Source organism: Subdoligranulum variabile, assembly GCF_025152575.1.
Classification (GTDB): Bacteria; Bacillota; Clostridia; order Oscillospirales; family Ruminococcaceae; genus Gemmiger; species Gemmiger variabilis.
The window spans coordinates 2,844,993-2,870,681 of sequence record NZ_CP102293.1; the positions used below are offsets into that span (position 1 = coordinate 2,844,993).

General features: G+C 58.2%; 23 protein-coding genes and 2 tRNA genes. 16 read left to right on the forward strand and 9 right to left on the reverse strand.

Annotated features, from left to right (window positions below; genetic code table 11):
• Nucleotides 1–18: 18 nt before the first annotated feature.
• The 7 genes from infB to NQ490_RS13460 all read left to right on the forward strand — a co-directional run bounded on the left by infB (nucleotide 19) and on the right by NQ490_RS13460 (nucleotide 8,579).
• Nucleotides 19–2,406: a translation initiation factor IF-2 gene (infB, locus tag NQ490_RS13430; RefSeq protein ID WP_007046644.1), complete on the forward strand. Its 2,388-nt coding sequence runs from the start codon at nucleotides 19–21 to the stop codon at nucleotides 2,404–2,406.
• A gap of 78 nt (nucleotides 2,407–2,484) precedes the next feature.
• Nucleotides 2,485–2,874 (forward strand): 30S ribosome-binding factor RbfA, encoded by a 390-nt coding sequence (rbfA, locus tag NQ490_RS13435; protein ID WP_040917629.1) that lies wholly within the window; start codon nucleotides 2,485–2,487, stop codon nucleotides 2,872–2,874.
• A 63-nt stretch (nucleotides 2,875–2,937) separates the two neighbouring features.
• Nucleotides 2,938–3,927, forward strand: coding sequence for a DHH family phosphoesterase (locus NQ490_RS13440; RefSeq protein ID WP_007046642.1), 990 nt, complete (start codon nucleotides 2,938–2,940; stop codon nucleotides 3,925–3,927).
• A 30-nt stretch (nucleotides 3,928–3,957) separates the two neighbouring features.
• Nucleotides 3,958–4,851: a tRNA pseudouridine(55) synthase TruB gene (gene truB, locus NQ490_RS13445; RefSeq protein ID WP_007046641.1), complete on the forward strand. Its 894-nt coding sequence runs from the start codon at nucleotides 3,958–3,960 to the stop codon at nucleotides 4,849–4,851.
• Complete coding sequence (gene ribF, locus NQ490_RS13450) at nucleotides 4,838–5,791, forward strand: bifunctional riboflavin kinase/FMN adenylyltransferase (RefSeq protein WP_242654983.1); 954 nt, start codon at nucleotides 4,838–4,840, stop codon at nucleotides 5,789–5,791. Before truB ends, ribF begins: the two co-directional genes overlap by 14 nt.
• Nucleotides 5,792–5,944: 153 nt before the next feature.
• Complete coding sequence (gene rpsO / locus NQ490_RS13455) at nucleotides 5,945–6,217, forward strand: 30S ribosomal protein S15 (protein WP_007046639.1); 273 nt, start codon at nucleotides 5,945–5,947, stop codon at nucleotides 6,215–6,217.
• 205 nt (nucleotides 6,218–6,422) lie between these two features.
• Entirely contained in the window at nucleotides 6,423–8,579 is a 2,157-nt protein-coding gene (locus tag NQ490_RS13460; RefSeq protein WP_050764690.1) for a polyribonucleotide nucleotidyltransferase, read from the forward strand.
• 88 nt (nucleotides 8,580–8,667) lie between these two features.
• Here the strand turns inward: NQ490_RS13460 and NQ490_RS13465 are convergent, their stop codons facing one another.
• A complete protein-coding gene (locus NQ490_RS13465; protein WP_007046637.1) occupies nucleotides 8,668–9,879 on the reverse strand; it encodes an acetate/propionate family kinase in 1,212 nt (403 codons plus the stop codon).
• 132 nt (nucleotides 9,880–10,011) lie between these two features.
• Between NQ490_RS13465 and NQ490_RS13470 the strand changes: the two genes are divergently transcribed.
• The 4 genes from NQ490_RS13470 to NQ490_RS13485 all read left to right on the forward strand — a co-directional run bounded on the left by NQ490_RS13470 (nucleotide 10,012) and on the right by NQ490_RS13485 (nucleotide 14,411).
• Nucleotides 10,012–11,178 (forward strand): nucleotidyltransferase family protein, encoded by a 1,167-nt coding sequence (locus NQ490_RS13470; RefSeq protein WP_007046635.1) that lies wholly within the window; start codon nucleotides 10,012–10,014, stop codon nucleotides 11,176–11,178.
• Nucleotides 11,179–11,311: 133 nt separating this feature from the next.
• A complete protein-coding gene (locus tag NQ490_RS13475) occupies nucleotides 11,312–12,583 on the forward strand; it encodes a hypothetical protein (RefSeq protein ID WP_007046634.1) in 1,272 nt (423 codons plus the stop codon).
• A gap of 31 nt (nucleotides 12,584–12,614) precedes the next feature.
• Nucleotides 12,615–13,520, forward strand: a complete 906-nt coding sequence (pfkB, locus tag NQ490_RS13480; RefSeq protein WP_007046633.1) for a 1-phosphofructokinase — start codon at nucleotides 12,615–12,617, stop codon at nucleotides 13,518–13,520.
• Between the two features lie 72 nt (nucleotides 13,521–13,592).
• Nucleotides 13,593–14,411 (forward strand): tyrosine-protein phosphatase, encoded by an 819-nt coding sequence (locus NQ490_RS13485; RefSeq protein WP_007046632.1) that lies wholly within the window; start codon nucleotides 13,593–13,595, stop codon nucleotides 14,409–14,411.
• A gap of 53 nt (nucleotides 14,412–14,464) precedes the next feature.
• Here the strand turns inward: NQ490_RS13485 and NQ490_RS13490 are convergent, their stop codons facing one another.
• Complete coding sequence (locus NQ490_RS13490; protein WP_007046631.1) at nucleotides 14,465–15,541, reverse strand: 6-phosphofructokinase; 1,077 nt, start codon at nucleotides 15,539–15,541, stop codon at nucleotides 14,465–14,467.
• A 231-nt stretch (nucleotides 15,542–15,772) separates the two neighbouring features.
• Between NQ490_RS13490 and NQ490_RS13495 the strand changes: the two genes are divergently transcribed.
• Nucleotides 15,773–15,846, forward strand: a tRNA-Gln gene (locus NQ490_RS13495).
• A 35-nt stretch (nucleotides 15,847–15,881) separates the two neighbouring features.
• A tRNA-Pro gene (locus NQ490_RS13500) sits at nucleotides 15,882–15,954 on the forward strand.
• A 96-nt stretch (nucleotides 15,955–16,050) separates the two neighbouring features.
• Here NQ490_RS13500 and NQ490_RS13505 read toward each other — a convergent pair.
• A complete protein-coding gene (locus tag NQ490_RS13505) occupies nucleotides 16,051–17,013 on the reverse strand; it encodes an ATP-binding protein (protein ID WP_007046629.1) in 963 nt (320 codons plus the stop codon).
• A 3-nt stretch (nucleotides 17,014–17,016) separates the two neighbouring features.
• Nucleotides 17,017–17,928, reverse strand: a complete 912-nt coding sequence (locus NQ490_RS13510) for a DnaD domain protein (protein WP_007046628.1) — start codon at nucleotides 17,926–17,928, stop codon at nucleotides 17,017–17,019.
• Between the two features lie 178 nt (nucleotides 17,929–18,106).
• Between NQ490_RS13510 and NQ490_RS13515 the strand changes: the two genes are divergently transcribed.
• Both NQ490_RS13515 and NQ490_RS13520 read left to right on the forward strand, forming a co-directional pair.
• Nucleotides 18,107–18,745 carry a type I phosphoribosyltransferase gene (locus NQ490_RS13515; protein ID WP_007046627.1) on the forward strand — a complete coding sequence of 213 codons (639 nt, stop codon included), beginning with the start codon at nucleotides 18,107–18,109 and terminating at the stop codon, nucleotides 18,743–18,745.
• Between the two features lie 186 nt (nucleotides 18,746–18,931).
• The gene (locus NQ490_RS13520) at nucleotides 18,932–19,435 is read left to right on the forward strand and encodes a CarD family transcriptional regulator (protein WP_007046625.1); all 504 of its coding nucleotides are present in this window, start codon (nucleotides 18,932–18,934) and stop codon (nucleotides 19,433–19,435) included.
• A gap of 44 nt (nucleotides 19,436–19,479) precedes the next feature.
• On the opposite strand, the gene NQ490_RS13525 is transcribed toward NQ490_RS13520, so the two are convergent.
• The 3 genes from NQ490_RS13525 to tig all read right to left on the reverse strand — a co-directional run bounded on the left by NQ490_RS13525 (nucleotide 19,480) and on the right by tig (nucleotide 21,733).
• The gene (locus NQ490_RS13525; protein WP_007046624.1) at nucleotides 19,480–20,145 is read right to left on the reverse strand and encodes an SdpI family protein; all 666 of its coding nucleotides are present in this window, start codon (nucleotides 20,143–20,145) and stop codon (nucleotides 19,480–19,482) included.
• On the reverse strand, nucleotides 20,135–20,416 hold the full coding sequence (locus NQ490_RS13530) for an autorepressor SdpR family transcription factor (RefSeq protein WP_007046623.1): 282 nt from the start codon (nucleotides 20,414–20,416) through the stop codon (nucleotides 20,135–20,137). The genes NQ490_RS13525 and NQ490_RS13530 overlap by 11 nt, the downstream gene beginning before the upstream one ends.
• Nucleotides 20,417–20,551: 135 nt before the next feature.
• Nucleotides 20,552–21,733, reverse strand: a complete 1,182-nt coding sequence (gene tig, locus NQ490_RS13535; protein WP_050764688.1) for a trigger factor — start codon at nucleotides 21,731–21,733, stop codon at nucleotides 20,552–20,554.
• 193 nt (nucleotides 21,734–21,926) lie between these two features.
• Here tig and NQ490_RS13540 point away from each other — a divergent pair, with 193 nt between their 5' ends.
• Nucleotides 21,927–23,063 (forward strand): aldo/keto reductase, encoded by a 1,137-nt coding sequence (locus NQ490_RS13540; protein WP_007046621.1) that lies wholly within the window; start codon nucleotides 21,927–21,929, stop codon nucleotides 23,061–23,063.
• A 49-nt stretch (nucleotides 23,064–23,112) separates the two neighbouring features.
• Here the strand turns inward: NQ490_RS13540 and NQ490_RS13545 are convergent, their stop codons facing one another.
• Nucleotides 23,113–24,408 carry a hypothetical protein gene (locus tag NQ490_RS13545; RefSeq protein ID WP_007046620.1) on the reverse strand — a complete coding sequence of 432 codons (1,296 nt, stop codon included), beginning with the start codon at nucleotides 24,406–24,408 and terminating at the stop codon, nucleotides 23,113–23,115.
• A gap of 21 nt (nucleotides 24,409–24,429) precedes the next feature.
• Nucleotides 24,430–25,542: a hypothetical protein gene (locus NQ490_RS13550; RefSeq protein WP_007046619.1), complete on the reverse strand. Its 1,113-nt coding sequence runs from the start codon at nucleotides 25,540–25,542 to the stop codon at nucleotides 24,430–24,432.
• Nucleotides 25,543–25,689: the final 147 nt, after the last annotated feature.

A 25,689-nucleotide genomic window follows, 5' to 3' on the forward strand; every position in this document is an offset into this window, starting at 1 on the left:
AGAGGAGGACCACAGTTTATGGATTTTAAATACAAGATCGCTGATGTTGCCAAGGAGTTCGGCGTGCCCGCCAAGAAGGTCATCGAGACCGTTTCGCCCATCACCGGCGAAGCTTATAAGACCGGCGGTACGTTCGGGGAAAAGGAGCTGGATTTCCTGCTGGAGACGCTGACCCGTGAGAATGCCGAGGAGAGCCTCGATGCCTATCTCGCCAGCGGCACCAAACAGGAAGAGCCGAAACCGGCGCCCAAGGCCGAGGCGAAAAAGCCGGAGGGCAAGAAGCAGGAACCCAAGCGGGAAAACCGCAAGCCCGAGAAGCAGGCGGAGAAGCGTAACGAAAAGCGTGTCACCCTTCAGGAACTGGCTGCTGACACCGGCATCAAGAAGCCGGTGGCTGCCACGGAGCAGGTAAAGGTCAACCGTGCCCAGGTGTCGGTGGACACCCGTACGGTGGATGTCAACGTGGATAAGTTCAACGCCCGGTATGACGACCTGGCCGACAGCCGCAACATGCCCAACAAGCGCAAGAACCAGCCCACCGGCAAGAAAGAAAAGTTCAACAACCGCAACAACCGCCGCGGTCAGCAGTTTGGCCGCCGCCGGGAAACGGAAGCCGAGCGCCTGCAGCGCATCCAGCTGGAGAAGGCCCGCAACGCCCAGCTCAAGATCTCCATTCCCGATGAGATCACCGTGGGTGAGCTGGCTAGCCGTCTGAAGCAGACCGCTGCCAAAGTCGTTGCCAAGTTCATGCAGATGGGCGAGATGCACGCTGTATCCGATGTGGTCGACTTCGATACCGCCGCCCTCATCGCCGAGGAGTTCCACGCCAAGGTGGAGCACGAAGTGCACGTCTCCATCGAGGAGCGCCTTTTTGTGCAGGAGGAGGACAACGCCGCCGACCTCGTCGAGCGTCCGCCGGTCGTGGTGGTCATGGGCCACGTCGACCACGGCAAAACCTCCATTCTGGATGCCATCCGCAAGACCAATGTGACCGCAGGGGAAGCCGGCGGCATCACCCAGGCCATCGGTGCCTACCAGGTCAAGAGCGGCGACAGCGTCATTACTTTCCTGGATACCCCGGGCCATGAGGCGTTCACTGCCATGCGTGCCCGCGGTGCCAACATGACTGATATTGCAGTTCTGGTGGTGGCAGCCGATGACGGTATCATGCCCCAGACCATCGAGTCCATCAACCATGCCAAGGCTGCCAACGTCAAGCTGATCGTGGCCATCAACAAGATGGATAAGCCCACCGCCAACCCCGAGCGCGTCAAGGAGCAGCTGACCCAGTACGAGATCGTCCCCGAGGACTGGGGCGGCGACGTGGCCTGCATCCCGGTGTCGGCGGTGACCGGCATGGGCATCTCGGATCTGCTGGAGCGCATCGTTCTGGAAGCCGAGGTCATGGAACTCAAGGCCAACCCCAACCGCCGCGGCAAGGGCGCTGTGGTGGAGGCCCGTCTGGACAAGGGCCAGGGCCCCATCGCCACCCTGCTGGTGCAGAACGGCACCCTGCATAAGGGCGATTGCCTGATCGCCGGCACCGCCGTGGGCCGTGTGCGTACCATGCGCGACGACAAGGGCCGCGAGATCACCGAGGCCGGTCCGTCCACTCCTGTGGAGATCACCGGTCTGACCGAAGTGCCGGAAGCCGGCGAACTGTTTGAGGCTGTGGAGGACGAAAAGCTGGCCCGTGAACTGGCCGACAAGCGTACCGCCGAGGCCAAGGAACGTCAGTTTGCCGCCTACACCAAGGTCACCCTGGATAATCTGTTCGATCAGATGGCGGCCAACGATATGAAGGAACTGCCCATCGTCGTCAAGGCGGACGTCCAGGGCTCCGCCGAGGCTGTCAAGCAGAGCCTCGAGAAGATCTCCAACGACGAGGTCCGTGTCCGCGTCATTCATGCGGGTGTCGGCGCCATTTCCAAGTCCGACGTCTCGCTGGCGGATGCTTCCAACGCCATCATCATCGGCTTCAACGTCCGTCCCGACGCGGTGGCCAAGGCCGAGGCCGAGCAGACCGGCGTGGAGATGCGTATGTACCGCGTCATTTACGATGCCATCAACGATGTTTCCGACGCTATGAAGGGCATGCTGGCACCCAAGATCCGCGAGGTTGCGCTGGGTGAAGCCCAGGTCCGTCAGGTCTACAAGATCTCCAGCGTCGGCACCGTGGCCGGCTGCCGCGTGACCAGCGGCAAGATCACCCGCGATGCCCAGCTGCGTCTGGTGCGTGACGGCATTGTCATCTGCGAGGATGCCATTGCCAGCCTGAAGCGCTTCAAAGACGACGCTAAGGAAGTGGCCGAGGGCTTTGAGTGCGGCATCACGCTGGAGAAGTTCTCCGACATCAAGGAGGGCGACGTCTTCGAGTGCTTCAAGCTCGAGGAGTACCGCGACTGAGTTGGAATTCAGGCAGGAAAAACGCTTCGCCGGCGGATGCCGGCGGGGGTTCCTGCATAAAGTTGAGGAAAGAATACCATGCCAAGCAAAAATCACGGCCGTATGGCCCAGGACATGAAGCGGGAACTGATTGCCATCATCGGCGAGATGAAAGACCCGCGGGTGACCGGCGGCCTGCTGACCGTCACGCGTCTGGATGTTACCCCGGATCTGGATCAGGCCAAGGTCTACATCAGCGTGATGGGACGGGAAGGCGGTCCGGAGCCGGTGGTCAAGGCGCTGAACAAAGCGTCGGGCCATGTGCGCACCGAAGTCAGCCGCCGCATGCACATCCGCAAAGCGCCTCGCTTTGTGTTTGTGGCAGACGAGGGCGCTGCCTACGCTGCCCATATCAACAAGCTGCTGGGAGAACTGGCAGCCGAAGCTGAACCCGCCGCGGATGACGGCGCGGACAGCGACAGCGAATGATCGGCGCGAGGGCGCTGCCTGGGAGGCAGTGCCTGACCGATCGCCCCAGAAAAGAGGAACTGTATGACGCAATCCGTGGATCATGAGACCGTTGTCTCGCGCCTACTGAGCGCAGATGAGATCCTGATACTATGCCATAAGAATCCGGACGGTGATACCATCGGGTCGGGTACGGCGCTGTGTCTGGCGCTGCAGAAGCTGGGCAAGACCGCTGCGGTTCTGTGCAGCGATCCCATTCCGGCTATGTATGCGTTTTTGCCCATCACGGTGTTTGACGGCAGTTTTACGCCGCACTTTGTGGTGGCAGTGGATGTGGCCGGCATTCAGCTGTTCGGCGACCGCAACAATATGCCCCAGTATGCCGAACATGTGGATCTCTGTATTGACCATCACGGCTCCAACAGCGGCTATGCCTACGAGACCATGCTGGATGACCATGCCGCGGCAACGGCGGAACTGCTGACCGCGCTGATCCCTGAAATGGGTGTGGAGATCACGCCGGATATTGCCGCCTGCCTGTATACCGGCATTGCCACCGACACAGGCTGCTTCCGTTTCACCAACACCACGGCTGCCACCCATCGTGCGGCGGCGGCCCTGATCGAGGCGGGAGCCGATGTGGAAAATCTCAACGAACGGCTGTTTGAGTGCCGTTCCCACGCCCGGATGGCAGCGGAGCGCATGGCGCTGGAAAGTCTGGAATTCTATTACGACAACCGCTGCGCTCTGATTTGTCTGACCTGGGATCAGATTCAGGCGGCTGGTGTGGCAGGAGCTGAGCTGGAAGATCTCACCAGCCTGCCCCGTTCTATCGAAGGCGTGGAGGTGGGTTTGACCCTGCGCCAGCAGAAGGACGGAAGCTACAAGATCAGCGTGCGCACCGGTCACGACACCAACGCCTGCAACATTGCACGGCGTCTGGGCGGCGGGGGACATCCCCGGGCCGCCGGCTGTGAAATCAGCGGCAATCTGGACAACGCCAAGCACGCTATCCTGGATGAAGTAAAAAAAGAACTGGACCGCAGCGCCTCCCTGAACGCGGCGGAGTCCTAGTCCTGAACGAACAGAAAAGGAATCCCCACTATGCAAACGCCAAACGGCATTCTGCCCGTGGATAAGCCCGCCGGCTGGACCAGCTTTGATGTGCTGGCCAAGCTGCGCGGCGCCCTGGGCACGCGCAAGCTGGGGCACTCGGGCACACTGGATCCTATGGCGACCGGTGTGCTCGCCGTGTTTATCGGCAAGGCAACTGCAGCCGCCGATCGCCAGCTGAATCACGATAAAACCTACGAAGCGACGCTGCGTTTTGGACAGCGCACCGATACCGGCGACATCACCGGCACGGTACTGGAGACCGCCCCCGTGACGATAGGGGAGGAAGAACTGCGCGCCGTGCTACCCCGGTTTATGGGGGAGCAGATGCAGCTGCCGCCCATGTACAGTGCGGTCAAAATCAACGGTCAGCCGCTGTACAAAGCGGCCCGAAAAGGTCAGACGGTGGAGCGCACGCCGCGCCCCATCACGGTGTACAGCATCGAATATCTTGGCACTCCCAAACCGGGGGACTATACCCTTCGCATTGCCTGCTCCAAGGGAACCTACATCCGTGTGCTGGCGGAAGACATCGGCAAAGCGCTGGGCGTTCCCGCCACACTGGCGGCACTGCGCCGTACCCGGGCCGGTGAATTCGAGATCAGCCAGTGTCACACGCTGCCGGACATTCTGGCCGCGGCAGAAAAGGGTACACTGACCGAAGACGGCTGGATTCTTCCGGTGGAGACGGTCTTTGCGCCGCTGCCGACTCTGACCGTCAACGACGGTGTGAAAGCGCATCTCTTCAACGGTTGTCCCACCAGTCACTACGCAGCGGCCGACGGCCGCTACCGTGCCTACGATAAAGAGGGCACGTTCCTGGGGCTTGCCGCCGTAAAAGGCGGCGTGCTGCAGGTGGAAAAACTCTTTTGTGAAAGGAATTGAAACGCCGATGCAGATCTACCATACCATGACTCCGGTGCATACCGCGCAGGGCTGTGCGGTGGCGCTGGGGTATTTTGACGGGGTCCATTGCGGCCACCGGATGGTGCTGGGCAGCGCAGTGCGCTATGCAGCTGAAAACGGGCTGACACCGGCGGCGTTCACCTTTGAATTGCCCGGCAATCAGACGCTGAAAGGCGGACGGATTCTTTCCCCGGTGCAGAAACACATCCGCATCGAAAGTCTCGGTATCGAGCAGTATCTGGAGCCGCCCTTTGAGGCATTCCGGGATCTCTCCCCGGAGGATTTTGTCCAGAAAGTACTGGTGGATTGTTTCCGGGCCAAAGCTGTTTTCTGCGGGAAGAATTTTACCTTTGGCGCCCGGGCAGCCGGTGATGTGGAGATGCTTCACGCCCTCTGCGAACCCCGAGGAATCTCGGTGCACATCGTTCCCATGGCGCAGTACGGTGCGCAGGCGGTGTCCTCCACCCGTATCCGTGCGGCGCTGGAGGAAGGACGCCTGGATGATGCCAATGCCATGCTGGGGGCCCCCTATGCTATTGACTGGACCGTTACGCACGGGAAAGGGGTAGGTACCAGCCGCCTGGGAACGCCTACCGTGAACCAGAATTATCCGCCCGATGCTCTGCAGCCCTGCACCGGTGTCTATCTGACCCGCATCCTGCTGGACGGACATTGGTGGCCCGCCGCTACCGGTATCGGCCGCCGTCCCACGGTGGACGACAGTGCCAACGCCGCCGTGACCTGCGAAACCTATGTCCCGGATTTTTCCGGGAATCTTTACGGCCAGAATCCGGTGCTGGAATTTCACCGGTATTTCTGCCCGGTTCGCAAGTTCCGCACATTGCAGGAATTGTCCGATCTGATCCACCGTGCAGCCAGGGAGAGCAAGGATTACTTTGCCGCCCAGACGGTAAAATAATTGCAAAAAACACCGCTGCCTGCTCTTGTAATCCAGGCGGCGTTGTGGTATACTATTGTCTGCTACCGTGGCCCGGTAAGGGGCGTATGCCTCAGATCTGCAGTTACCCCATACTGCGCCATCGGCAAATATTACTTGAAAGAGGTATCTATCATGAGCCAGAAATCTGCTATCGAAAAGCAGCCCATCATCGCGAAGGCCGCCCTGCACGAGGGTGACACCGGTTCTCCGGAGGTCCAGGTTGCGTTGCTCACCGCACGCATCAACCACCTGACCGAGCATCTGAAGACCAACAAGCATGACAACCACAGCCGCCGCGGCCTGTTCAAGATGGTCGGCCGCCGCCGCAATCTGCTGGCCTATCTGCAAAAGAAGGACATCAACCGTTATCGTGCCCTGATCGCTGAGCTGGGTCTGCGCAAGTAATTTTCGCAAAAACGGGCAGGGTGCACGCAAGCACCTTGCCCGCTTTTCTTTTTTTATTCCACTGCATGGCTTTCGGCCGGGAATGCCCGCCGTTTTGTGCAGTAAATCGAGCACCCAAGCATTGGCTTGGCTGCTGGCTTTATTGCTCAAATCGGGAGCAGACGCGGCCACGGTATATAAAATCCAAACAGAAGGAGAATCATTCATGGCTTACGAATTTGCTTCCCGGCTGGAAACATTCCCCCACTACCGCAAATTTGAGACGACCTTTGCGGGCCGCCCCTTTGTGGTGGAGACCGGCAAGATGTGCGGTCTGGCCAACGGCAGTGCCATGGTCCGCTATGGCGACACCTGCGTGCTCTGCAACGTCACGATGAGCGAGAAGCCCCGGGAGGGCGTCGACTTCTTCCCCCTGAGCGTGGAGTTTGAGGAGAAGCTCTACGCCGCCGGCCGCATTCCCGGCAGCTTCATGCGCCGCGAAGGCCGCCCTGGCGAGCATGCGATCCTGTCCTCCCGTGTGGTGGACCGCCCGATCCGTCCGCTGTTCCCCAAGGATATGCGCAATGATGTCTGCGTTACCATGACCGTCATGAGCCTGGATCCCGACAATTCTGCCGAGATCACCGGTATGAACGGCGCGTCGCTGGCCATCGCCATGTCCGACATTCCCTGGAACGGACCCATCGCCGGTGTGTTTGTCGGTCTGGTGGACGGCGAGATCGTTCTGAACCCCACCAAGGAGCAGCGGGAGCACAGCGACCTGTCCCTGACGCTGGCCGCCAGCGAGGAAAAGATCGTCATGATCGAAGCCGGTGCCAACGAGGTGGATGAGGCCACCATGATGGAAGCCATCAAGGCCGGCCACGCCGAGATCAAAAAGATGCTGGCCTTCATCAACAGCATCGTTGCCGAGATCGGCAAACCCAAGAAGACCTTTACGCCGGTGGAGCTGGACCACGGTCTGCTGGCGGATGTCTATGCCAAGCATCTGGACGAAGTCAAGGCTGCCATGGACACCGATGACAAGAACGTGCGCGACGCGGCGCTGCTGCCCATCATGGACGCCATCGCTGCCGAGCATCCCGAGCTGACCGCGGCGGACATCGACCTGATCAGCTACAAGCTGCAGAAAAAGGTCGTCCGCACCTGGCTGCTGGAGGATGGCAAGCGGGTGGACGGCCGCGGCATCAACGAGATCCGTCCGCTGGCCGCCGAAGTCGGTCTGCTGCCCCGTGTGCATGGTTCCGGCATGTTCACCCGTGGCCAGACCCAGGTGCTGACCGTCTGCACACTGGGCTCCACCAAGGATGCCCAGCTGATGGATGATCTGTCCGATACCCAGTACAAGCGCTACATCCACCACTACAACTTCCCGCCGTATTCTGTGGGTGAGGCCCGTGCGCCCCGCAGCCCCGGCCGCCGCGAGATCGGTCACGGCAACCTGGCCGAGCGCGCGCTGGTTCCTGTGCTGCCCGATCAGAGCGAGTTCCCGTACACCATCCGCTGTGTGTCTGAGGTGCTCTCCTCCAACGGTTCTACCTCCCAGGCTTCCATCTGCGGTTCGACGCTGGCTCTCATGGACGCCGGTGTGCCCATCAAGGCGCCTGTGGCCGGCATTTCCTGCGGCCTGATCACCGATGGCGATCCGCTGCACGGCGGCCGCTGGATGACCATGCTGGACATCCAGGGCGTGGAGGACTTCCACGGCGATATGGACTTCAAGGTGGGCGGTACCCGTCGCGGCATCACCGCCATCCAGATGGATATCAAGGTGGATGGTCTGACCTACGAAATCGTGGAGGAGGCCCTGGAGAAGTGCCGCAAGGGCCGTCTGTATATCCTGGACGAGATCATCAAGCCGGTCATCGCCGAGCCGCGCAAGGAACTGTCTCCCTACGCGCCCAAGATGTTCAGCATGATGATTCCCGTGGACAAGATCAAGGACGTCATCGGCAAGGGCGGCAAGGTCATTCAGGAGATGTGCGCCAACTTCAACTGCAAGATCGACATCGAGGAAGACGGTCACGTCTTTATCTCCGCTGTGGATCAGGAGGATGCCAAGCGCGCCATCGCCACCATCAAGACCATTGTGGAAGATCCCGAGATCGGAGCCATCTACAAGGGCCGTGTGACCCGTCTGATGAATTTCGGCGCTTTCGTGGAGATCGCGCCGGGCAAGGAAGGTCTGGTCCATATCTCCAAGCTGGATGACCATCGCGTGGAGCATGTGGAGGACGTGGTTGCTGTGGGCGATCCCATCTTCGTCATGGTCACCGATATCGACCAGCAGGGCCGCATCAATCTGTCCCGCAAGGATGCACTGGCGGCTATCGCCAAGAAGCGCGCTGCCCAGCAGCAGTAAATGATAACAAAAGAAAGCAGGCTCCTGCAGGAGCCTGCTTTCTTTTTGCTTGTATGGAAATTTGCGGGAACAACTGTGCGGGTACGGATTACTCGGCGCTGAGAACTTCCTTGGTGTCGCGGGCAATCATCAGCTCTTCGTTGGTCTCAACGACCAGCGTCCGGACACGGGCACCCCAGGCGGTGATTTCCACCACGTCCTTGTGCTGGCTGCGCACGCCGCGGTTCTTGTCGGTGTCGATGCGGATGCCCAGCCAGTCCATGTGGTGGCAGATCTTGGCACGGGATTCATCGTCGTGCTCGCCGATGCCGCCGGTAAAGACGATGGCGTCCACACCGCCCATGGCGGCAATGTAGCTGCCGATGGTCTTCTTGATCTGATAGTTCAGCATATCCAGAGCCATCTGAGCGCGCTCATTGCCGTCTTTGGCGGCAGATTCCACGTCACGCATGTCGCTGGAAACGCCGGAAACACCCAGCAGGCCGGACTTCTTGTTCAGGATCTCGTCCAGCTGATGGCCGGTGATCTCCAGCGTATACTTCAGATAGTTGACCACCGAGGGATCCAGGTCGCCGCAGCGGGTGCCCATCATCAGGCCGGCCAGCGGGGTCATACCCATGGAGGTGTCGACCACCTTGCCCTGGTCCACAGCGGCAATGGAGGAACCGTTGCCCAGATGGCAGGTGATCAGCTTCAGGCGCTCAATGGGCTCTTCCAGATACTCAGCCGCGCGATGGCTGACATACTTGTGGCTGGTACCGTGGAAACCATAGCGGCGCACGCCGTACTTCTCGTAGTACTCGTAAGGAATGGCGTACATGTAGGCCTTCGGCGGCATGGTGGAATGGAAGGCAGTGTCAAAGACGGCCACGTTGGGCTTGTCCTGACCGAACACTTTGTAGGAAGCCTCGATACCCAGGATGGCGGCGGGATTGTGCAGCGGCGCCAGGGGAGACAGATCCCGGATGGCCTTGACGACATCGGGGGTGATCAGGCAGCTCTTCTTGAATTTTTCGCCGCCATGGACCACGCGATGGCCGATGGCATCGATCTCGCTGACGTCCTCAATGACTTTGCCCTCGCCGGTGGTCATCTTCTTGACGACTTCGCCGAACGCTTCGGTATGGGTGGGGAAGATCGCAGGCGTCGTGGCCTTGTGGCCATTGGCTTCATGGGTGATCATGCTGCTCTCCATGCCGATGCGTTCACACAGGCCTTTGCAGAGTACCTTCTCACCTTCCATATCGATGAGCTGGTACTTCAGGCTCGAAGAACCGCAGTTGATAACCAGAATTTTCATGGGGTTTCCTCCTTCAGTGGTGTGGGGCAAAATGCCCTTTTCGAGTTACTAAAAATATTATATAATGGGAACAATGGATTTTCAAGGACAATAAACGCAAGATAGCACAATTTTTGCATAGTAGGAGTGACTATGAAATTTGCCGGTATCATTACGGAATATGATCCTTTTCACAATGGACACGCCGCACAGATTGCCGCTGTGCGTCGTGCAGGAGCGGAGTCTGTTGCGGTTTGCATGAGCAGCGGAACGGTCCAGCGGGGTGGTGTGCCCATCCTGCCGGATGCGGTCCGGGCACGGGCCGCCCTGGAAGCCGGCGCGGATCTGGTGGTGGCCATGCCGGCGCCCTATGCCTGTGCCACGGCGGAACAGTTTGCGTCGGCAGGGGTGTTTCTTCTGACGGCGCTGGGGTGCGATACACTGGCCTTTGGTGCCGAAACACCGCAGGGAAACACCCTGATGCAGGCAGCGGAGCTGTTGGGGTCGGCATCCCTGCAGGAACTTTTGCGGCAGAGATTGGCTACCGGGATGACCTATGCGGCGGCCCGGGCCGAGGCTGCGGAGGCCCTGCAGCCCGGTATGGGAGCGTTGCTGCGTACCCCCAACAACATACTGGGCATTGAATACTGCAAGGCAATCCTGGCACAGGGCAGCGGTCTGCAGCCCATGCCGCTGCCCCGTTGGGGCGCGGCCCACGGCGGACAGGCCGGCGAATATAACGGTACACCGATGGCCAGTGCCAGCTATCTGCGGGCACGACCGATGGATGAATGGGCCCCCTTTGTGCCAACAGCTGCCATGAAACTGTACCGGGAAGCTGGGGAAGCGGGGCAGCTGCTGGATCCTGTGAAATTTGAGACGGCTGTGCTTTCTTTGCTGCGTGCCGTTCCCCCGGAGCGTTTTGCCAGGACGCGCGGCATCAGTGAGGGGCTGGAACATCGCCTGGAGGCGGCTGTCCGGGAGGCCACCGGGTTGGAAGATCTGTACACCCGGCTGAAAACCAAGCGGTATCCTCATGCCCGTCTCCGCCGCCTGGTGCTGGATGCGGCGCTGGAATTCCCGGCAGTGCTGCCGCAGCCGCCCTATCTGTTGGTGTTGGGAGCGAGAAAACAGGCCCTTTCTCGGCTGAAAAACGCATCCTTGCCGGCAGGCACCTCCCTGGCGGATCTGATGCGCACCGGGGATGATGCGGCAAAAATTGGAGGCCTGCACAGCCGCGCAGTGGATTTTTCGTCACTTTGCAGAGAAAAAATCCGTCCCATGGGACTTGCCTTTACCGCAAAACCGGTGTTACTATAATATGGAGAAATAGAGCAAAAAACATTAACATTGTTGCACTTTTGCGCCGCAAAATGCGTGCTGTAAAAATCCGAAAAGGCTATTCAGAGCCCCGTCCGCTTAAAAGTTCCTGTCCCTGGAAAGGAGGCCACCGATGAAAAAACTCTGCGTTTCCCTGCTGTTGCTTTTGGCGCTGACAGCCTGCAGTGAACCGGCGGAAGAGACGGCACCGGTTCCCTCGACCTCCCCGGAAACCGCAGAAACGGCCGGAGCGCCCGAATCCACCGAAGAACCCACGCTGCCGCTGTACTGGATCGATGCGCAAAACAGTACGGCGTACTACCAGCGGGAACCGCTGTACGGTGAGGGCGGCTACGGGTACGGGAATGGCGGTGTTGCCGCCCATTCCTTCGATTTTGCCCAAGCCACGGAACAGATCGTTGGGGAGCCGCTGGAGCTGGAAACGGCCAATCTGAATGTGTTTGCCGATGAGGAGTCTCTCTACTGGATCTGGTCCGGGATGATTACCGATACCCCTATGCTGCTGCGCAGTGATCTGGACGGCAGCAACCGGGAGGCACTGTATGAGTTCCCCCAGGGCACTTCGGTGGCCGTCTGGAACGGTGGATTGGCAGGAGATGGCGAGTCTCTGTATTTTTCCTATTGCCAAATCTCGGATGATCCTTCCCGACCGGATGCCTACGCCCTGGTACGGCTGGACCCGGAAGCGCGGACTCTGGAGACTCTCACCGAGTGGACGCCCTTTAGCGGAGAATTGATGGGGGTATGGGAGGGCAAGCTGCTCATCACCCGCAGCACGCTGGCGGAGGATTGCCCGGTGGAGCCGGTCTACGACCATTATCGGGTACAGAATAGCGGCGAGTTGAATCCCTGGATGACCACATCTCTCTGTGCCTTCAACCCGCTCACTGGCACAGAGGAAGTGCTGTACAGCTGTTCCGGTTGGATGCTGGACCGCGCCCTGGTGGAAGATGCCCTGTGGTGCGAGGATGGGGAGCACCGGCTGGTCCGGCGCCCGCTGGGCCAAACCGAGGATGTCGTGGTGACGCAACTGCCCCAGGATCTGCAGCTCATGGGCATCTATACGGAAGATGTGATGTTCTACGGTCAGGAGGAAGGCAAGGAATGGCTGTATGTCTATAACCGCGCAGATGACACTCTGACCCGCAGTCCGCAGCGTCGCTGGATCGGCGGCGAGGATCGTGCCATCTGGGTGGTGTGCGAAGCCGGACCGGGGCAGTATCTGGTGTGGGACGATGCCTCCACCGGCATGCAGCAGTTGGCGGACCGCGATGGGACGCTCTATCTGATTGACGGGTATGCCCGCTATGCAATCGCCAGTCGGGAATCCCTATTGGATCAATCCGTCCCGATGACCCCTGTGACCCGGCCGGGAACGCCCTGAAAATTCTACATCTATAAAGGAAGCGCTTTCTATGATTTATACCGTCACCTTGAATCCGGCCATTGATTATGTCGTCCGGCTGGAGACACCACTGCAAACAGGGACCATCAACCGCTCTGCGGGGGAGGATTGTGTCCTGGGCGGTAAGGGCATCAATGTCTCCGGAATCCTGGCACAGCTGGGGCGTCCCAGCATAGCGCTGGGATTTGTGGCCGGCGAGACGGGCGCCTGGCTGGAACGGGGACTGGTGGCGCAAGGGCTGCAGACGGATTTTGTTCACCTTGCCGCCGGAATGACCCGTATCAATGTGAAGATCAAGGCCGGGCAGGAAACCGAGCTCAACGGTGCAGGACCGGAGATCCCGCAGGAAGCCATGGAAAAACTCCACCAGAAGCTGGAGGCCCTGCAGCAAGAGGATATCCTTGTGCTGGCGGGCAGTATTCCGTCCTGTCTGCCCGCGGATACCTATGAGAAGATTTTGGCGCGACTGCAGGGACGCGGTGTGCGGAGCGTTGTGGATGCCTCGGGAACCTTGCTGGCAAACGTGCTGCTGTATCAGCCGTTTCTGATCAAACCCAATCACCATGAACTGGCTGAAATTGTGGGACGCCCTTTGCAGGGGGACACACAGATCCTTCAGGCGGCGAGAGAACTGCAGAGCCGTGGGGCGTGCAACGTACTGGTCAGTATGGCCGGGGATGGGGCCCTGCTGCTGGACGAAACGGGGGCAGTACATCGTATCGGCGTTCCAAGCGGTACCGTTGTCAACAGCGTAGGCGCAGGGGACAGCATGCTGGCGGGTTTTCTGGCCGGCTATCTGGAGACCGGCTCCTACGAAACCGCCCTGCGTCTGGGAACGGCCTGCGGCAGTGCTACGGCTTTCAGTTTGGGATTGGCGGCGCGCAGTGATATTGACCGGCTGTTTCATCAACTGTAAAGTAAGACCCGGCGGGGCTTGTCCCGGCCGGGTTTCTGTGTTATGATGAAGCGAAATCATGGGAGGAGAGCAATGGCAATGGAACAGGAGAAAAGGCCGGCGCCCGGCGCAGAGATCGCGCTGGAGGGGGCAGTGAATTTCCGGGAATTGGGCGGCTATGCAGCGGCGGACGGCCGGACGGTGCGATGGGGGATGTTGTATCGCGGTGGAAATCTGGACGCTTTGCAGAGCCCGGCGGATCAGGCCGTTCTGCAGAGTTGGCATCTGCGGGATATTCTTGATTTGCGCAGTGCCGGGGAGGCCGACAAGCATCCCAATCCCGCAGTGCCTGAAACCGCTTATCACCGCGTTTGCGCTATGCGGATGAACGACGGTACCGAGATGGACTTCTCCTCCACAGGGATTGAACGGCTGGCTGCCGAAAAGGCTGCGTTTGAGAAGGCGGCGGGGCATCCGGTCCATGACTTTGATTGGTTCAGTGTGCTGTACCGGCAGATGCCTTTCGGCAATCCGGCCTATCACACGCTGTTCCGGCTTCTGGAAGAACACCGCGGTCCGTTGTTGTTCCACTGTACCTGCGGAAAGGACCGGACGGGTATTGCCGCCATGCTGATTCTGCTGGCACTGGGAGTCCCCCGGGAGACAGCGTTGGCGGATTATATGTTGACCAATGTCTATCGCCGCCAGATCATTGAGGCGTCCCTGCGGGGAAAATCTCCTGAGGAGCGGCGGCTGCTCTTGTCGGTGGAGGGGGTCAGCGAGGAGATGGGCGCTGGTGCCATTGACGAAATTCTGGTGCGCCATGCCAGTTATGAGGACTATTTCCGGCAGGAGTACGGCCTCGATGCGCAACGGCTGAACGCACTGCGGGATTTTTACCTCACAACATAAAAAGCGCTGCCCCCTCGGGGCAGCGCTTTTGCTTTCAGAGAATGGCGAACCGATCAGCCGAGACTGATGCCCATGGCACGAGCAACATGAACCATATCGCAGTCCCCGGGAACGCCACGGGTCTTGCCGGCAATATCAGCAAGGGGATTGGCGGTTACATGACGGTTGACCATCGCCACGGTCACGCCGTAATGCTCATCCGCCACCAGGCTGGCGGCATAGGAACCGAACTGGGTAGCCAGCACGCGGTCGTAGGCACTGGGGCTGCCGCCGCGCTGCATATGACCCGGCACGCAGATACGCGTCTCGGCGCCGGTCATCTCCTCGATCTGGTGTGCGATGCGGGCAGTGGCGGTGGTGTACCCGGCCTGGGCACGCTGGGCAGTCCACTCCTTGCGTTTCAGTTTGGCTTCCTCCACCGAGAAGGCCCCCTCGGCCACCGCCAGGATAGAGAAGTTCTTGCCGGCCTTGGCTCGGTTCTCCACGGCGGCGGCGACCTTCTTGATGTCATAAGGCATTTCGGGGATCAGGATAATGTCGGCACCGCCGGCAATGCCGGAATACAGCGTCAGCCAACCGGCTTTGTTGCCCATGATTTCGATACACATTACGCGGCTGTGGCTGCCGGCGGTGGTGTGGATGCGGTCGATGACTTCAGTGGCGATATCCACAGCCGTGTGGAAACCGAAAGTCACATCGGTGCCGTAGATGTCGTTGTCAATGGTCTTGGGCAGACCGATGATGTTGAGCCCCTCTTGACTCAGCAGATTGGCGGTTTTATGGGTACCGTTGCCGCCCAGACAGAGCAGGCAGTCCAGTTTGGCGGCGCGATAATTCTTTTTCATGGCCGCGACCTTGTCCACCTTGTCGTCCTCGACCACGCGCATCTTTTTGAAGGGAGTGCGCTTGGTGCCCAGAATGGTGCCGCCCACGGTCAGGATGCCGGAAAACTCATCCGGGCTCATCTCGCGATAGTTGCCGTTGATCAGGCCGTCGTAGCCGTTCAGGATGCCTACGATTTCGACCTTGTCGCCCATGCGGTTGTACAGCGCCTTAGCCACGCCGCGGATGGTGGCGTTCAGACCGGGGCAGTCGCCGCCGGAAGTCAGGATACCAACACGAATTGCCATATGATTACCTCCCGTATGCCGCGCCGTGCGCGGTTTCTGCACAGCCATGCCATGCAATCTTACTATAAATGTACGACACAGGGGGCGGCTTGTCAACCCTGGAAAAGAAAAATGGACGATGAAACGCCACTTGCAAAAAACATGAAAAAATCGCAAAAAAACTGTTGACAAAAGCCTTATCACCGGCTATAATAGTTAAGCGTTGAGGGTAGCGCCCACAACACAATGCGATGGGGATTCGCATAATGGTAGTGCAGCGGACTCTGACTCCGCCCGTGGGAGTTCGATCCTCTCATCCCCAACCACACCGCAGCAGCTCTGCTGCTGCGGTTTTTTTTATCGGGGTGTAGCGCAGTTGGTAGCGCGCTTGGTTCGGGACCAAGAGGCCGTGGGTTCGAATCCCGTCACTCCGACTTGTCATAACCGCGAAGAGCTGCAAAGCTGTTCGCGGTTTTTTTGTAGAAGTTAAAAAAGACCGCATCGCCATGAACGGGATGCGGTCTTTTGTTTTAGGATTGCAGGCGCTGATCGGAGCCAAAGAACTTGAACATCTTGCAGCCGCCCAGCATGCGGCTGGCAACTTTTTCGGTGTAACGGGCTACAAAGACACTCTGGTCGGTGATGTTGGTGGTGTAGATCGTCGGGCGCTCGGTAAGCATCCGGGTGTTGATCAGTTCATACAGCACGCTGATGGTCAGCGGAGTGATATATTCCGTGCCCAGGTCGTCCAGAATCAGCAGATCTGCTTCCTGGCAGGCGTTCAGCCACTCGTCACTGCTGTCAAAATCAAAGTGTTCACGACCCAGTCGGGCAGCCAAAGCGGCGGCACTGGTGTAGAGTACGTCGTGGCCGCCCCCCAGGACGGCATCGGCAATAGCCAGTGCCAGATGAGTCTTGCCCAGGCCGGTGTGGCCCATGAAGAGGAGATTGGTGCTTTTGCTGCTGAATTTCTGAGCATAGTTTTCGCAGTAGTGCAACAGTTTCTCCATATAGGCCCTTGCCGAGATTCCCAGTTCCGGTTCGATGTCGGCGGAGTATCGGTTGACGTCGAAGGTGGAGAACTGACATAATCCCAACGGACTGGCAGCGTTGATTTCTTCACGGCGCAGACGACGGGCGATCTCTGCCACGCAGGTGCAGGGATTGCCGTTGTACATGCCGGTGTCGTGGCACCGGGGGCATGCGTAAGCGGGCTGAAAGGCGTTTTCGGCATAACCGGCTTCCCGGGTAGCTGCGGTCAGTGCTTCATCGGCCCGGGTCAGCGCTGTACGTGCCGCTTCCACATCGCCGCCCAAGGCGGCCGCTTTGGCCAGCGCCAGGCCGGCACGCATTTGTGCGTCATCTGCCTGTGCCAGGGCGGGGTGGGCCGCGAAAGCGGCGCGGCGGGCATTCTCGGCCTGCATGACGGCATACTGCCGACGGGAGGCAATCTCGCGCTGAGCGGCGCGGAACAATTCATCCTTGGTGCGCATGGGTTATCCCTCCTCGTCAAACATGGCAGTCCAATCGCGGTTGAACAGATCTTTCTGGGCGCTGGCGGCCGCGGGCTGCGGTGCAGCGGGGCGTTCGGTGGCCAGAATATTGCTGCCGGAAAGCTGGCCCTGGCCCCGGGCGGCAGCCACCGTGGTGATACCCTGGGCACGCCAGGCACGCAGAATACCGTCCACATACCGTATGGTGTTTTTGCTTCCGGCACGCAGCAGGGCTTCGTCGATCATGTCTCGGCCGATGCCCCACTCCTCGTGCCAGCGGGCGATGGCACCGCGCTCCCACCGCGTCAGCGCAGCGGGGGCAATGCCGAACTGAGCTGCCGCATCGGCACACCAGTCCTCCCGCTGCTTGACTTTACGCAGGTAACGTTCGGCATCCTCGCCGGATTCCACACCGTCCTCCCGCCAGCGAGCCAGTTCCCGCGCTACAGCAGCCACGCTGCGGCGCCCTTGCCGGGCAACTTCGGCACAGCACAACAGGATGACATCGGGCTGCCAGCCTTCATTGAGGTAAAGTGCCACCAGACGCTGCATTTCGCTGCGGCTCAGCGCCTTGCCAAACGCTGTCTGTGCCTCTTCACACAGAACAGCTACGTAGGGGTCGTTCAGGCTGGCCAGATCGATTTTGGATGCTTTTTCTTCCGCTGGAACCAGCGGCGTGGCAGATTTGGAACTCTCCAATAAACCGGCTCCCGCCCAATACTGCAGCGCCCGGCGGGCTGCTTCGATGCTGGGCAATCCCAGCGAACGGGCGATGGTCCGCGGATCGGTATCGCCGGTCTGCAGCACATACAGCGCGGTGCGCACAGTATCTCCGTCGGCCTGGGCCAGATGTGTCAGCACGATCTGGGGGACCGCCAGAGTATCTCCATGGTATTCCGCCAGTTTGTATGCCATACCGCAAATCTCCCCACTTTAAAAAGTAATCTCATTATACCAGTTTGCCTGCAAGGTGTAAAGCAAGGGCCGCAAAACTGCCCAAAAAGCTTTGCTTTATTTTGGGCAATGCGTTCCTTGCAATCGGTCATCAAACTCTTTACAATATAAGGTAGAAAGTTAAAGGGAGGGACCTCCAATGGCCATGAATCTCGTCAAACTGCCCACCGGTAAGACCAACCTGATGCTCCGTGTCTGTAAAGGACACTTTGCTACCAGCCACAGCCATATCAACTATTATATTGATGTAACGATGACCAAATCCCGCCTGTCGGAAGCGCGTGCAGTCGCAGCGGAACTGGTCAAGGAGTATACCCTCAATACCATCGTGGACACCATCCTTTGCCTCGATGGTACCGAGGTCATCGGCGCCTGCATGGCCAGTGAACTGACCAAGGCGGGCTATGCCAATATGAACGCCCATCAGACCATTTATGTGGTGACACCCGAACATACTGTGGGCAGCCAGTTGCTGTTCCGCGAGAATACAGCCCCCATGATCGCCGGCAAACATGTGTTGGTGGTAGCCGCTTCGGTCACCACCGGTTACACGGTGGAGAGCGCCGTGGAGGCTATCAACTATTATGGCGGTATCCCGGTGGGGATTGCGGCAATATTCGCAACCCAGCAGGAATGCGCAGGGTTCCCCGTCACCAGTATTTTTGATCCCAACGACCTGCCCGATTATGAGAGCTATGATTCTCATGCCTGCCCGTGGTGCAAGGCTGGACAAAAGATCGATGCGCTGGTCAATAGCTTCGGATATTCCAGCCTGTAAAGGATTCTCCTCAAAGCACGAATCCCCCTGGTCACAGGGGGATTTTTCTTTTGTTGCAAGAGTGTGTGCGCGTAACAACGTTATTTTTGTACAAAAAGCCTATGACATTTTTGTCAAAAAAGGACTATACTATATAGTAGATGAAACTATATCCAGACGCGAAACAGGGAAAAAGGAGGACGCAGCATGTTTCAGGTTGGAGATGCGGTAAGTTACGGGACGAGCGGTGTGTGCACGATTGCAGAGAAGAAGAATGTGCGATTGGCGGGGCAGCAGTGCGAGTGCTATATTTTGAAGCCGGTCTATGACAGCACGATGAAGATCTGCGTGCCTTGCAACAGCCAGGTATTGCTGGACCGGATGCGTGCGCTGCCCAGCAAGCAGGAGCTGATGGATCTTCTGCAGGAACCGGCACCGGAGCATGAGCCTGACCCGGAGGTGCGCAAGGAACATTACCGCCAGACATTGCAGAGCGGTGACCGGCATGCGTTGCTGCGGATGATCCGGGATATCTATACCGAGCGCCGTCATCGCCATGCCATGGGCAAACAGCTTTCCAGCTATGAGGACAGCGCTTTGCGGGAGGCACAGAACATCCTGCACAGCGAGTTTGCCTATACCATGGGCATTGACCCCGGGGAGGTGCCGGATTTCATCGCCGGCGTGCTGGATAATGCCGCAAACCAATAAAATATAAAACAACGGGCCGCCTGTACAGGCGGCCCGCTTGCTGCTTATTTCATTTTTCCGATATACACGAGATAGGAATACAGGTAGATCCAGGCCGTTCCGCCCAACGTAGAACCCAGCACTACAATCATGGTGCCGGTTTCGCCTAATGCGTGTGTGAACAGAGTGGCGACCAGCATGGCAATGCCGATGACCACGAACACGATACCGCCCATGCGTTGGGTACGGTTCCAGTTGTGCTCGTCGTTCAGCGCCCAGGGCGTCTTGCAGCCGAAAGTGTAATTCTGCTTGATGCGTGGCATGTAATTGCCCAGTGCGATGAACAGTACACCGAGGCCGCCGCATACCAGAACGCTGACGAGATTGCTGCTGCCGGGCAATACGTTGTAAACGGTCAGCTCGGTCAACCAGGTGATACCGCACATGAAGACAATGATACCAATCACAAAGCCGCGATAGATTTTTTCGAACTTTTCGTAGTTTTGAGCACGTGGGTCGATTTTTGGGATAACGGCCAACAGGATCAAAAGTGCCAGCGGTATGATGCAGATGAACAGGGTAGAGGATTTGGGCCCCCAGCCATTGGCCTGGCCGTCGAAGCCCCAGTGGGTGGGTACGATATCCGGCAGGGACGGATAGAAGTAGAGGTGCGCAGCGAAATTCAGCACACAGACAGCTGCCAGCAGCAGATAGAGTTTTTTATTTTTCATGGTCGGGATCCCCCTTCACAAGATCGACATCGTAGAACCATTTGACCAGTTCCTGAAAGACGGTCAGATTGACGCTGTATACGATATTCTGACCGCTGCGCTGATCACATACCAGGCCGGCTGCTTTCAGGATGCTGAGATGATGGCTGACGGACGGTTTGGTCATGGAAAACTGTGCGGCGATTTCCCCGGCGGTCATGTCACTTTGGGCCAGCAGTTCCAGAATATGGCGGCGGGTGGGATCAGCCAATGCTTTGAACGCATCTCCCATAGCAAGCTCCTTCCTTTCATAAATAGATATTTAGATAAACGTCTAAATATCTATGGGCTTACTATACAACACCCGATTCCGGCTGTCAAGGGGGTACAAAAAATCCGGTGCACGGGATGTGCACCGGAAGTAAGATTATTCGTATTTGACGTTGTTGATGAGGTTCTGCATGACGATGCTGTCCAGCAGCTGGCACTTGACGTAATTTTCGCCGTAGATCTCGGTGAAGTTGCTGGGATCCTTGATGCCGTACTGGTTGACAAACTCGGTGTTCAGGGTATCGGTGTCACACTGGATGCCCTCTTTTTCGGCGATGGCCTGCAGCAGCAGCGTCTGCTCCAGCTGGGTGTTGATGCTGCCGTCCATGTCGGCGATGAACTCATCCACGGTGGAGTAGCCGGAACCCAGGAAACCGGAGGTCACGATGGTGGTCATATCCGTGCCGTACTTCTGAGCGTAGCTGTAGATGCCGTAGAGCAGTACATTCCGGAAGTATTCCTTGGCGGACTCGGGCAGTTCGTCGGCAAAGGAAACCTTGTCGTGCAGGGCGGTATAGACATCACTGTACTGGTTGTTGAAAGCAAGCTGTTTCTTGACGAAATCATTGAGGGTGGTCACGTCGCTGACTCCCATGGTGGGGGAAAGGTTCTCCTGTACCCAGGCGTCGGTCAGCTCGGGGGTGACGGTCTCGCTGATGTAGTTCAGCGTGGTGCTGAACACCGCCGCTTTGCCGGCCAGATCAGTGCTGCCGTAATTGTCGGGGAAGGTGACATTCACATCGAAGGTCTCGCCGGGGGTATGACCGACGATCTGATCTTCGAAGCCGTCGATGAAGGTGCCGCTGCCCAGCTCCAGATCATAGCCCTGGGCACTGCCGCCGTCAAACTCCACGCCGTCGATGGTGCCCACGTAGTCGATGTTGACGGTATCGCCGGTGGCGGCAGCGCGATCGGTGACCTGGTTGGTAGTGGCAAAGCTGGAAAGAATGTTGCTGTCGATGTAGTCAGTGATATCCTGGTCCGTCACCTCGGCCAGAGAAGCATCGATGGTGATGTCTGCGTAATCGTCGGGCAGGGTGACATAGTCGGCGGCCGTGACGCCTTTCAGATAACCATTCTCGTCAAAGCCGTCGGAATAGCTGAAGTCTGCAAGGTAGTCGTAGGCGGAATCATCCGCGGTCTCGCTGGTGGCGGTTTCCGGCGTGGCGGTCTCGGCAGTGGATTCGCTGTCAGCAGATTTGCTGCAGCCGGCCAGGGAAGCGGTCATGGCGACAGCCAGCGCGCAAGCCGCGGTACGGTATAAAGTTTTCTTTTTCATGGGGTTCTCCTGTGTTGTAAAAATTGCATACGCAACCTTTATTATACACGTTTTTTGAAAAAAGTACAGTGAAAAATGAAAAAATTGCGGCCTCGCAAGCATTGACTTGAAGCGTGCTTTAAGATGTATAATAGAAACATACCGGAGAACGGCAGAAGAATCTGCCGGGAACAAACAACGGAGGAACCGGACAATGGATATTTTCAATCATGCACAAAAACTGGGCTTTGGTCTGATGCGTCTGCCTTTGACCGACCCTAACGATGCGGGAAGTATCGACATCGAGCAGACCAAACAGATGGTGGATACTTTTCTGGAACGCGGCTTTACCTATTTTGATACAGCCTGGATGTACTGTGCATTCCAGAGCGAGAACGCAGTCAAGACCTGCCTGACCAGCCGTCACCCGCGGCAGTCTTTTACGCTGGCGGATAAGCTGCACGCAGGCTTTATCCACAATCTGGAGGATCGGGATAAGATCTTCAACACCCAGTTGGAGAAAACCGGCGCGGGATATTTTGACTACTATCTGCTGCACGATGTGGGCACCGAGCACTACGAAATCTACAAGAAGCTGGATTGCTTTACCTGGCTACAGGAAAAGAAGCAGCAAGGGCTGGTGAAGCATATCGGCTTCTCCTTTCATGATCACGCCGATCTGCTGGATAAGGTGCTGACCGAACATCCGGAAGTGGAGTTTGTGCAGCTGCAGCTGAACTATCTGGACTGGGACAGCGAGGGCGTGCAGTCCCGCAAATGCTACGAAGTGGCGGAAAAACATGGCAAGCCGGTCGTTGTTATGGAACCAGTCAAAGGCGGTACGCTGGCCAAGGTGCCCGCAGGCGTGGAAAAACTCTTCAAGGGGTATGCGCCCGACGCGTCGATCCCGTCCTGGGCCATCCGCTTTGCCGCCAGTTGCCCCAATGTGAAGATGGTGCTTTCCGGCATGAGCGATATGGCTCAGCTGTTGGACAACACAGGTTACATGCAGCGCTTCCAGCCTCTCAACAAGGAGGAGGAAGAACTGATCCGGCAGGCGGTGTCCATCATCAATTCCAGCATTGCGATTCCCTGCACGGGTTGCTCCTACTGCACCGATGGCTGCCCCATGCACATTGCCATCCCGAAGTATTTCTCGCTGTACAATGCGGATCTACAGGAAATGGAGGGCAAGGACTGGACTCCGCAGGGCGAGTATTACGACAACCTGACCAAGACCTTTGGCAAAGCCAGCGACTGCATCGCCTGTGGCCAGTGCGAAGGCGTCTGCCCGCAGCATCTGCCCATCATCGAGAACCTGAAGCAGGTTGCCAAACATTTTGAAAAATAAGAATGCCTGAAGAAAGCCGCCCCGGCAGACCTGCCGGAGCGGCTTTGTTTTATGTGGTGTATTCTCCTACTTCGGTGTAGTTGGGCACACCGTTCAGGAAATCTTCGGCGGAGATCAGTCCCAGATACTCGTGTTCGGTGTCAATAGTATAGGGGGTGCCGTCGGTGCCGAGGACGGTGCGGGTATAAGGTTCGTACCGGCAATCCACCAGCAGTGTGTCGCCCAGATTCAGATAGATGTTGGGCTGGTGGCCAGAACCGTTCCAGTAGTTGTCGGGCAGATTCGGTTTCTCCCGGACTTCGCCGGTCTGCAAATTGACCATCGGGGACGGGGCGTAGAAAATCAGCCAGTCTTGCACGGTGTCCTGAATCGTGAAAGAATCCTGCAGCTGGTCGGTGGGGTACTGGTCGGTGAGCAGTTTGGCCTCGCCGGTAACAGGATTCACCACCGAGATGGAACCAGTCTCCCGGTCCGCCTGGTAGTATTGCCCGTCCACGATGATGCTGTACATCCGGGTCAGACTGCCATCGTCGGAGGTATAAGTCTGGAACACCTTCCATTCACCGGTATAGGGATTGAAAAGCCAATGAGTGGAAGTGCCGGTGGGGGCTGCCTGCGCGTCCGCTATCAGGTCGCCGGTGGGCTCCGGGTAGGTCACATCGGACTGAGAAAAGACGAACTGGGTACCCAGCGCGCCCAAAAACTGCACATCCTGAACCGGTGCGTTTTCCAGCAGATCGGTCACTTCGCCGCTCTCCGTATCGATGCGGAACAAGGCATCGTCTTCTCCGTACCCGGATTTATAGCCGGAGCAGTACAGATACTGTCCATCGGTGTAGGGACAATCGGAGGCGCCGTATCCCAAGGATAAGAAGCAACTGTTGGGAATGGTGGCTGCCACCCGACGGTTCTGGCAGTTGCGGTCCAGCAATACCACAAGACTGTCCTCGGTTTCGGGGAACTGATTGTTGGTGAACGCCACCAGCGTGTCATCGTCCAGCACAAACACCCGGTCACATTCGCCCCGGCGGAAGACGGCCGGGCAACTTTCGCTGTCGTGGGTGCAGCCTTCCACGTTGCAGGGGACCTCCGTCACATGGTTGACCAGATCAGCCACCCGGTAGCGGATGAGTTCGCCGGTTACCATCTCGTCCATGTAATACTGTTTTTCATCACCCAGCTGCAGCGGGCGTAAGGATTGAGCATCGCCCGAGGTGGGGGTATCTGCGGCGGGAGTTTCCGCTGTGGCGGAAGTGCTGGTGGTTTCGCTTGTCTCGGATGCGGGCGCGGCGGCACAGCCTGCCAGCAGCAGGGTGACCAGTGCCAGGGAAAAAATACGTTTCATACAAACTCCTTTATGCTGTTATCAGTAGGGACCTTTGCAGACCTCGGTATAGTCGGGAATGCCGTTGAGAAAATCGTCAATGGAGATCAGCCCCAGGTACATCTGTTCGGTCTGGGTGGTAAACGGCGCGCCGTCTTCGGCGATGTCGGTCCGGGTGTAGGGCTCATACCGGCAGTCCACCAGCAGACGGTCTTTCAGCTGCAGAAAAATCTGTGGCTGGTGACCGTACCCGTTCCAGAGGTTTTCCGGCAGGTCGATCCGTTGACGGACCTCGCCGGTCTCGGCATTGACGATGATGGGCTGATTGTAGAAGATCAGCCAGCCGTTGAGGTTGGCCTCGATCAGATAGTCGGCCGAATGATCGTCACGATCAGCAGTGGGGAGCTGGTCGGTGATCAGGTGCTCCTCGCCGGTGTCAGGGTCCACCGTGCTGAGGGTCCCGGCGGCGCGGTCAACGGTGTAATACTGCCCGTCCACTACGCTGGCATCCAGCAAATCGAGATTGCACTCGTCGGAGGAGTAGCTTTTCAGCACGCGGGTCTCACAGGTGTCCGCGTTCAGCAGTACGTGGCTTTTGGTGCCGGTGGTTTCCGGCCAGCCGTCGGTGGCAACGTCTGCAGACGGGTCGGGATAGGTGAGATCTTCCTGCTGCAGGACAAAATCGCGGCCAACGACCCCCATCATGAACTGGGAATCCGAAAAGCGCTCCGTCAGATTGGTGATGCTGCCATCGGACAGGCTGATGCGATAGATATTATAGACGTTGTTTTCGCTTCCGGCGCAGTATAGAAAATCATCGTCGGTATAAATTTGGGTTGCATCCCAGAAAAGATTGATTCCATCCAGGTCCGTCAGGACCCGGCGGTTCTGGCAGTCACGGTCCATCAGCAGGACTTTGCTGTGGTAAGAAAGAGACACACTCCCGTCCGGAGAAGAATCCACTGCCCCGATTTGAGAAAAATCTGATTTTACGGAGATCACCACCAGCGTGGTGTCGTTCAGGACGAGGGGGTGGTAGGCAGGGACATCGGTGCTGACAGCGGGGCAGCTTTCGCTGTTGTGGGCACAGCTCTCTACATCGCAGGGGATTGTGTCTTCGCCGGACTGCAGATCCACTACATGGTACAGGGTCATGGTGCTGTCATGGAAAGATTCCTGGGTATAGTACTGCTTTTCGTCGCCGTTCTGCAGCCGCCGCAGGGGCGTCCCGCTTTCGGCAGCCGGTTCTGCCGCAGCCCACCAGCAGCAAGGTTGTCAGCAACACAGAACAAATTCGTTTCA

Excerpts from the sequence above, each read along its gene's own strand:
- tig (WP_050764688.1), bottom strand. The coding sequence starts at position 21,733 with ATGAAAAAGAAAACTTTATACCGTACCGCGGCTTGCGCGCTGGCTGTC.
- NQ490_RS13550 (WP_007046619.1), bottom strand. The coding sequence starts at position 25,542 with ATGACCCTGTACCATGTAGTGGATCTGCAGTCCGGCGAAGACACAATC.
- NQ490_RS13475 (WP_007046634.1), top strand. The coding sequence starts at position 11,312 with ATGAAAAAACTCTGCGTTTCCCTGCTGTTGCTTTTGGCGCTGACAGCC.
- NQ490_RS13545 (WP_007046620.1), bottom strand. The coding sequence starts at position 24,408 with ATGAAACGTATTTTTTCCCTGGCACTGGTCACCCTGCTGCTGGCAGGC.
- NQ490_RS13510 (WP_007046628.1), bottom strand. The coding sequence starts at position 17,928 with ATGGCATACAAACTGGCGGAATACCATGGAGATACTCTGGCGGTCCCC.
- rbfA (WP_040917629.1), top strand. The coding sequence starts at position 2,485 with ATGCCAAGCAAAAATCACGGCCGTATGGCCCAGGACATGAAGCGGGAA.
- NQ490_RS13470 (WP_007046635.1), top strand. The coding sequence starts at position 10,012 with ATGAAATTTGCCGGTATCATTACGGAATATGATCCTTTTCACAATGGA.
- pfkB (WP_007046633.1), top strand. The coding sequence starts at position 12,615 with ATGATTTATACCGTCACCTTGAATCCGGCCATTGATTATGTCGTCCGG.
- NQ490_RS13520 (WP_007046625.1), top strand. The coding sequence starts at position 18,932 with ATGTTTCAGGTTGGAGATGCGGTAAGTTACGGGACGAGCGGTGTGTGC.
- truB (WP_007046641.1), top strand. The coding sequence starts at position 3,958 with ATGCAAACGCCAAACGGCATTCTGCCCGTGGATAAGCCCGCCGGCTGG.
- NQ490_RS13485 (WP_007046632.1), top strand. The coding sequence starts at position 13,593 with ATGGCAATGGAACAGGAGAAAAGGCCGGCGCCCGGCGCAGAGATCGCG.
- NQ490_RS13440 (WP_007046642.1), top strand. The coding sequence starts at position 2,938 with ATGACGCAATCCGTGGATCATGAGACCGTTGTCTCGCGCCTACTGAGC.
- NQ490_RS13515 (WP_007046627.1), top strand. The coding sequence starts at position 18,107 with ATGGCCATGAATCTCGTCAAACTGCCCACCGGTAAGACCAACCTGATG.
- infB (WP_007046644.1), top strand. The coding sequence starts at position 19 with ATGGATTTTAAATACAAGATCGCTGATGTTGCCAAGGAGTTCGGCGTG.
- NQ490_RS13530 (WP_007046623.1), bottom strand. The coding sequence starts at position 20,416 with ATGGGAGATGCGTTCAAAGCATTGGCTGATCCCACCCGCCGCCATATT.
- NQ490_RS13465 (WP_007046637.1), bottom strand. The coding sequence starts at position 9,879 with ATGAAAATTCTGGTTATCAACTGCGGTTCTTCGAGCCTGAAGTACCAG.
- NQ490_RS13460 (WP_050764690.1), top strand. The coding sequence starts at position 6,423 with ATGGCTTACGAATTTGCTTCCCGGCTGGAAACATTCCCCCACTACCGC.
- NQ490_RS13505 (WP_007046629.1), bottom strand. The coding sequence starts at position 17,013 with ATGCGCACCAAGGATGAATTGTTCCGCGCCGCTCAGCGCGAGATTGCC.
- rpsO (WP_007046639.1), top strand. The coding sequence starts at position 5,945 with ATGAGCCAGAAATCTGCTATCGAAAAGCAGCCCATCATCGCGAAGGCC.
- NQ490_RS13540 (WP_007046621.1), top strand. The coding sequence starts at position 21,927 with ATGGATATTTTCAATCATGCACAAAAACTGGGCTTTGGTCTGATGCGT.
- NQ490_RS13525 (WP_007046624.1), bottom strand. The coding sequence starts at position 20,145 with ATGAAAAATAAAAAACTCTATCTGCTGCTGGCAGCTGTCTGTGTGCTG.
- NQ490_RS13490 (WP_007046631.1), bottom strand. The coding sequence starts at position 15,541 with ATGGCAATTCGTGTTGGTATCCTGACTTCCGGCGGCGACTGCCCCGGT.